The 6711-nt window shown below is 57.7% G+C and carries 9 protein-coding genes and 2 pseudogenes; 6 read left to right on the plus strand and 5 right to left on the minus strand.

The features are described from left to right. Positions 1–407: 407 nt before the first annotated feature. The 3 genes from KP701_RS13585 to KP701_RS13595 form a co-directional block, all read right to left on the minus strand. Entirely contained in the window at positions 408–794 is a 387-nt protein-coding gene (locus tag KP701_RS13585) for a type II toxin-antitoxin system VapC family toxin (RefSeq protein ID WP_086646689.1), read from the minus strand. Next, the gene (locus KP701_RS13590; protein WP_086646690.1) at positions 791–1024 is read right to left on the minus strand and encodes a type II toxin-antitoxin system Phd/YefM family antitoxin; all 234 of its coding nucleotides are present in this window, start codon (positions 1022–1024) and stop codon (positions 791–793) included. The genes KP701_RS13585 and KP701_RS13590 overlap by 4 nt, the downstream gene beginning before the upstream one ends. A gap of 206 nt (positions 1025–1230) precedes the next feature. Then, the gene (locus KP701_RS13595; RefSeq protein ID WP_086646691.1) at positions 1231–1887 is read right to left on the minus strand and encodes a TetR/AcrR family transcriptional regulator; all 657 of its coding nucleotides are present in this window, start codon (positions 1885–1887) and stop codon (positions 1231–1233) included. Between the two features lie 108 nt (positions 1888–1995). On the opposite strand from KP701_RS13595, the gene KP701_RS13600 reads away from it, so the two are divergent. The 4 genes and pseudogenes from KP701_RS13600 to KP701_RS13615 form a co-directional block, all read left to right on the plus strand. Further along, positions 1996–2562, plus strand: a complete 567-nt coding sequence (locus tag KP701_RS13600) for a hydrolase (protein WP_086646728.1) — start codon at positions 1996–1998, stop codon at positions 2560–2562. Positions 2563–2610: 48 nt separating this feature from the next. Next, complete coding sequence (locus tag KP701_RS13605; protein WP_086646692.1) at positions 2611–4029, plus strand: DHA2 family efflux MFS transporter permease subunit; 1419 nt, start codon at positions 2611–2613, stop codon at positions 4027–4029. Positions 4030–4083: 54 nt separating this feature from the next. Beyond that, positions 4084–4230: pseudogene (locus KP701_RS13610) on the plus strand (IS110 family transposase); the annotation flags it as partial. Positions 4231–4283: 53 nt separating this feature from the next. Beyond that, positions 4284–4527 (plus strand): annotated as a pseudogene (locus KP701_RS13615) (IS630 family transposase); the annotation flags it as partial. A 34-nt stretch (positions 4528–4561) separates the two neighbouring features. Here KP701_RS13615 and KP701_RS13620 read toward each other — a convergent pair. Then, a complete protein-coding gene (locus tag KP701_RS13620) occupies positions 4562–4876 on the minus strand; it encodes a YXWGXW repeat-containing protein (protein WP_143296477.1) in 315 nt (104 codons plus the stop codon). A gap of 264 nt (positions 4877–5140) precedes the next feature. Here KP701_RS13620 and KP701_RS13625 point away from each other — a divergent pair, with 264 nt between their 5' ends. Continuing rightward, complete coding sequence (locus KP701_RS13625) at positions 5141–5623, plus strand: Hsp20 family protein (protein WP_075624222.1); 483 nt, start codon at positions 5141–5143, stop codon at positions 5621–5623. Positions 5624–5698: 75 nt separating this feature from the next. After that, complete coding sequence (locus tag KP701_RS13630; protein WP_215747511.1) at positions 5699–6040, plus strand: hypothetical protein; 342 nt, start codon at positions 5699–5701, stop codon at positions 6038–6040. A 49-nt stretch (positions 6041–6089) separates the two neighbouring features. On the opposite strand, the gene KP701_RS13635 is transcribed toward KP701_RS13630, so the two are convergent. Then, the gene (locus tag KP701_RS13635; RefSeq protein ID WP_086646729.1) at positions 6090–6647 is read right to left on the minus strand and encodes a phosphate-starvation-inducible PsiE family protein; all 558 of its coding nucleotides are present in this window, start codon (positions 6645–6647) and stop codon (positions 6090–6092) included. Positions 6648–6711 lie beyond the last annotated feature (64 nt).

Genomic DNA, 6711 nt, shown 5'->3' on the forward strand with positions numbered 1-6711 from the left:
TACAGGAACGAGAGCATACGTAGTGTAATTTTCCTATCCGAACTGTCAGATCCCAAAGCGACGAAGCAAATCCGCTATTCTGCTTCTTCCCCAGGCGCCCCCAACGCAACAAAAAAACCCCGCTAAGCCGTTGACTTAGCGGGGTTTCAGAAACTGCAAGTGGTTGCGGGGGCAGGATTGCTTCTCAAATTGCGACAATCGCAAGGTGAGAATAAAGCGGGTTTAGATAATTGTTTTGAAAAGATTTTTTCTGCGCTCGCTTGATCTTTCCCCAATCATAGCGCCTCCTATCTCCTAGGAGTAGGACAACTCCCATTCAACGCCATGACCGTTGTCGCGAACTGATCCCAACGGTTCAGATCGGTTCGTATCCACCACCCTCTCGTTCGTACGTCCGCTTTAGGCGATCACCAAAGACGATTGACGGCGAAGTTATCAAACAAAGCCTCGTTGGAGATCAGCGTCATACCCTCGGCCTGCGCCTGGGCAATCAGGAAACGGTCAAACGGGTCTTTATGAGTAATGTTCATCTCGCCCGCGATGCGAGCATGAGTAACGCTGATTGGCAGCTCAATAAACTCCTGCCCAGCAACAATAGCCTCAAAATCCTGCGCCAGCAGGGCCGCCCCCGGCAGTTTACCGATGCGGAACTTGGTTGCGATCTCCATAGCCGACGCTGCGCTCACGGCTATGACATTATCTTCATCCGCTATGGCTTCCTGGGCGCGACGACTTAAATGTTCGTCGCCCGCCAGCCACCAGATCAACGCATGTGTATCAAGCAGTAGCCTCAAGCGAGATTCCACCCGTCCAGTTCGTCGTCGGGCAGTGTCTCATTGAAGGTCTTATCCAGGGTGATCTTGCCTTTAAGCGCCCCAAACACGCGACGACCCTGCGGTTCCACCGGCACAAGGCGCACGACGGGTACAGAACCACGCGCAATCACCACATCACCACCCGCAAGCGCTTCGGCAATCAGGCGAGACAGGTTGGTTTTGGCATCGTGAACCGAAAACTGGGCCATGAGATATCTCCTTAGCTAACTATATAGCTAAGACACCTTCCGTCGGCAAGAGTCGTCTTCCATTCTGACCACGTTATTACGCGCCTTCGTCCGTTGGAGACCCGTAATCCAGGCGAATACAATTAAGATAAAGCTACCATCCGAATGCTCCGAATCTCCCTCTATCCAATTCACCAATTCCCTCCCATAAGTCCTGCGCCGGACAATTATGGCTCCGTATCCGTTGTACTGGCTAAAACATTTCGGAAGGGAGTCAAACGCTCCGCTAGATAGAGACGGTGCATCCGCCGCAATTCGTCAGGCGCGCCTGGCGTCGTGGGCGCGTCCTTCGCCAGCATGCCGCGCAACACTTTCATAGTGTTTAGAACGACCGCAGCAATATCTCTCGATAGTGCGTCCTCCAACCCTGGCGCACAGACACGCAACGCTGCAGCAATTCCGACTATGGCATGTCCCCGTGCACGTTCGCGGATCTCCATGCTGTCAGTCCGTGCCTCCATCAGAGCAGACAGGGATTTCACACGAGGATGAAGCGTGACAAGCAGTTCGATGAGAACGTCCGCCAGAGCGTCCGGCGAGAGCATGGCTGCACGTTTGGCGAGTGCCGCGTATTCGTCTTCCAGAACAGCGATATGCCGCTTCACCAAAGCGTCCGCCACAGCCTCCTTGTTCGGAAAGAAGCGATAGAGCGAGCCGATCTTCGCCGCCGCGCGCGCGGCGATCTCCGCCATGGTTGTCGCCTCGTACCCTCGTTCCGCCATGAGGTCGGACGCGGCCTCCAGTAACTCCTCGACGCGCTGACGCCCAGCCGCGCGCATCGGCTGAAGAGACGTCCGTTTACCTCTTGACGAACTTGAGTCCATAATCAAATAATGCTCCTGCTTGAGTGTATACTCAACTTACTAACGTTTCCGCGTGTTCCGGACAACAGTTCGGGATGGCCGTCGAACGTCAACAGGGAAGGTCTTGCCATGATTTCACTCCCAGCCACCAGGACGGCCCTCGTCCTGATCGATCTCCAGAAGGGCATCACGGGGCTTCCCCTGGCTCCGACACCGGGGGCTGCGATTGTTGAGCGATCGAAAGAGCTTGCAACGCGTTTTCGGGCTGCCGGCGCACCGGTCATTCTGGTAAACGTTGCGTTCGCGCCAGATTTCGCCGATGCTGTGCATTCGGTCGTCGATCGCTCCTTTTCGCCGCCTGGCGGCCTCGCGCCGGACTGGGCCGAACTGGTTGACGGACTTGCCGAACCGACCGATCTGCGCGTCACGAAACGGCAATGGGGTGCCTTCTACGGCACGGATCTCGACCTTCAGTTGCGGCGGCGTGGCATCACCACCATCGTGCTCGGCGGAATCGCCACCAATCTGGGTGTGGAATCCACCGCCCGGGCGGCGCATGAGCATGGATATAATGTCGTGCTTGCAGACGATCTCATGTCCACCTTCACGGACGAGATGCAGCGCTTTGCCTGCGAGGAGATTTTTCCTCGCCTCGGCCGTGTGACGACGAGCGAAGCGATCACGCTGGATGCGTAAACGCATGGCGGATGTCTGCGCGTCTCGCGGTTCCCGGCGAGATCATTCATGAACGCCGGAACGTCGTCGCCAGCCTCAGGCCCGGATCAACTGCCTTCAGGTACATGGAAAATCGTGAGCGTCGCGGCGATCGGATCTTTCATGGCGCAACTGGACGCCACGATCGTCAATGTGTCGCTCCCCGATCTCGTCGCGACCCTGCACGCGCCTTTTTCACACATTCAGTGGGTGGTCAGCGGCTATTTGCTGGCGCTCGCCCTGACGTTGCCGCTGAATGGATGGCTCGTGAGTCGCCTCGGGGGGCGAGCGGTCTATTTATGGTGCTTCGGTGCCTTCACGCTGACATCAGGCCTGTGCGCGCTGGCGTGGTCTGCGCTGTCCCTAATCGTATTCCGTCTGCTGCAAGGCATGGCGGGCGGCCTGCTTGCCCCTATGGCGCAGATGACGGTTGCCCGTGTGGCGGGCCGTCAGATGCCGAGGGTCGCGAGCGCGATGACGGCGCCTGTTCTGCTCGCGCCGCTTCTTGGACCCGTCGTCGCCGGTGCCATTCTCTCCATCGCGTCTTGGCGATGGATCTTTCTTCTCAATGTGCCGGTCGGGCTTGCGGCTTTTGCCCTTGCCGTTCTGTTTCTCCCTGACGATCGGCATGACGAGCGCCCCCGTCCACTTGACCTGACAGGGCTAGGATTTCTCGCGCCCGCTCTCGTCTCGTTTCTCTACGGCATGGATCATGTCGCCCGGCCTTATGGACAGGCGACGTTGGGTGCGTCCATCGGGCTGTTCGTCCTGTATGTTCGATCCGCGCGATGCAAGGGCGCTGACGCGCTGATCGACCTGCGCCTGCTGCGTGCACCCACCTTTTCGGTGTCGGCGATCATCATGTTTCTGACGAACGGGGTGTCGTTCGCGGGTCAGATGCTTCTGCCGGTATGGCTGATCCACGCCTGCGGTGTCTCGCCCGAGCGGACAGGCCTGTTCATGGCACCCCTGGGTCTGGGGATGATGTGCGTCTATCCGTTCATTGGCCGTCTGAGCGAGCGGTTTGACGCACGCGACTTGACTGGTTGCGGGGCTCTTTTGTCCTTTGTCGGAACAGTGATCTTGATGATGCTCGCCTATAGCGGCCTAAACGTTGCCCTGCTGACCATAGCATTGTTATTGCGTGGCGGCGGCGGGGGGGCCGTCGGCATTCCGGCAATGAGCGCGGGATACGCTTCGATCGCCCGCGAGGATATCCCGATGGCGACGACCGCGCTGAACATCATGCAAAGGATTGGCGGGCCGACATTGATTACAGCATGCGCCACATTCCTTGGGTGGCAGCTTGCGACGGTCGGCCCGTCCCATGCCGGGTCGGAAGCTTATGCCGAAACATTTGCATTGCTCGCGTTATTCCATGGCACTCTGTTGCTCGCCACGCGTTTTATCAAGCCTTCGGAAAAGAAACGCCGGTTCGGACCGAACTGAAACTATCGGGCATTGATACTCACCTGAGTGAATAAAAGTCACTCAGGCAAGCTTGAGCGCGTCGGTAATCTGAAAGCAAGGACGCGACGGATTGCCATCATGGCCATGGCGAGAAAGCTCCTGATTGCGTTGTGGCGCTATGTGGAGGCTGGACCGATGCCGGAGGGTCTCGCATTCGGCACGGGAACGACCGCGGGATAGATAGACAGAATTGCCGCGGGCCGATCAGTCGCTGGCTGCGATACGGGGAACGCGACCGTCTTCTTCTTTGGTTGCGCTGTGCTACCGCGTTTCAGCCATCCCGCGCGCCCGAACTGAACCCGGTTGATAATGGCTGGCAGTTCCTACGCGCCAACTGGCTGTTCGATACCGTCTTCGACGGTATCCGGGCATATCATCTATGCTGCCAGACCAGCCTGGAACAATCTCACTGCCGTGCCGGGGACCATCCGATCCATCCGTCTCACAACGTGGGCTTACATAGGTGCGTCTCTATAATCTTTGGCATTAACGGCGTCCTACACAAAAGAATTCACCAGCGCCGCCACCAGCCTCTTCGCCAGATGTAGCCGCGCGGAGTCCAGAACCAGCGGCCCGGCTCCCAGACATAGCCTCGGCGTGGCAAGGGCACCATTTCGTAGGGTGGCACCGATGGTGGGGGGCGAATGATCGTGATGGGAGGCGGTGTAATCACGACAGGCGGAGGTGGCGGCGCGACCACGACTGGTGGTGGAACGACAACTGGTGGTCCAGCATAAATCCACGGCCTGGCCTCCGCCGGAGCCGCACTCAGCATGGTCGCGGCGAAAGCCACGGCCAGAAACTTCCATCTGACGCTATCAGGCATTGTTCTGGTCCACTCTGAACACGCGATGATGCTTTATAGCATGATGCTCGTGAAATGGGCATCGGTCCGTCTCACTCGCGAAGACGCGCAGGCAATGAAGACGCGAACGATAGAGGACGCCCAAACCTGCCCTTCTGCATTTTTGATGCCTCTTGACACCATGCATGGAGTTCCCAGATTGAATTTGCCGACCGCCGAAGGGGTCGGCAGACAGAACTATCAGTTTTGATCTTGTGTCCATGTTGCTCAAAGGAGGATATGGCTATGAGAGCCACCGTTGATTTTGCTCCCCTGTTCCGTTCGAGCGTGGGCTTTGACAGAATGCTCAATGCCCTTGATCTCGCCGGTCGAATTCCGACGGCCGATAACTGGCCACCTTACGATATCATCAAGACCGGTGAGGATGATTACCGCATCGACATGGCGGTTGCCGGACTTGCCGAGAACGACCTAGCGATCACCCAGGAGCGCAATACTCTTGTCGTGACAGGACGAAAGGCACCGGAGCCGCAAAGCGCCGCCGAATATCTCCATCGGGGTATTGCGGGCAGAGAATTCGAACGCCGCTTCGATCTGGCCGAGCATATGAAAGTCACCGATGCGCACTTCGAGAACGGACTTCTGTCCATTACCCTGAAACGTGAGATACCCGAAGCGATGAAGCCGCGTCGTATCGCGATTACGTCCTCTACGACACGCGCGGAGGAAGCCGTGCCCCAGATCGAGGCGCGGAAAGAGGCAGCCTGATGGCGTGACGAAACCTCTCCCCCGGCCATTCATCCGGCCGGGGGAGAGTCTCGAAAGGTCATGAGCATGAAGAGGATGAAAATATTTCTGCCGTGCGCTGCTCTGGGCTTGTCTCTACTGGGCCAGTCGGACGCACATGCTGCTGATCTTGCACGGGCGGCTGCAACATCGTTCGATGCGAGGGCGACTGAGGGAACGTCCACAATCCCCAAAACCGGAGCTCGCGCTCATTACGAAGACGGCACAGGTGATATGCTGGTCGACAGCTTGAACGCAAGCCAGTTGGATCAGAATTACAAGGGGCCGGTCTATTATCCCGGACAACCCATTCCGCCGTTCCGGCCCATCGACACAGATCATCTGGCGCCGTCAGGGCCAGAGACGACGAAGAACACGCCCTCATCGCACGGGACGTAATGGGGCTTTGAGTAAAGGCGGCGTTAGAGACCGCCTTTACCTCGATTCTTCAGGATGAAGACCGTTCAGGCTCACAGCGGGCCGCAGGATTATCTTCGAGAGGCGCCTGTTCCCTGGCGTCGCGCGCGACACGCGCATCCTGCTCGCGAACCAGCCAGTAGACGATGCCCAGAGCCAGAACAGCCGCCGAGAGAGCGAACAGTTCCACGGCAGTCACATCATGCAGATCCAGCAGGATGAATTTGCGGGCAATCGCCAGGAGAGCGATCAGGACGATGGTCCGCACCCGGATGACGTTCTCATGCTGGGCAAGAACGACCAGCAGGGAGTGTTTGAACTCAAGAGCGATGATAACAGTAAAGATCGCGCCGAAAATCGCCTGGAAGATCGTCTGGTTAATCGGATCGATTCCGACATCGACGACCAGATGCCATACCGCGCCGATCAGATGAATCGTCGCGATGGCGGTGACCAGCATGATGAGCGCAATCAGGGTCAGAATGATCGCCTGTTCAAAACGCTCGTAGAATGTCAGGCCCCTGAACAGCTTGATGAGGCGGGACCAGTCCCTGCTCTGCCAGGAACGTTTCATGGAGCGGTCTTCCATAGCCGTTTTCCCATCTATTAATTGCGTTATAGTTCCCACGTCCTGGGTCTGGTTTTTCTTTTAG

The sequence above is a fragment of the Gluconobacter sp. P1C6_b genome (assembly GCF_018811945.1).
GTDB lineage: Bacteria > Pseudomonadota > Alphaproteobacteria > Acetobacterales > Acetobacteraceae > Gluconobacter.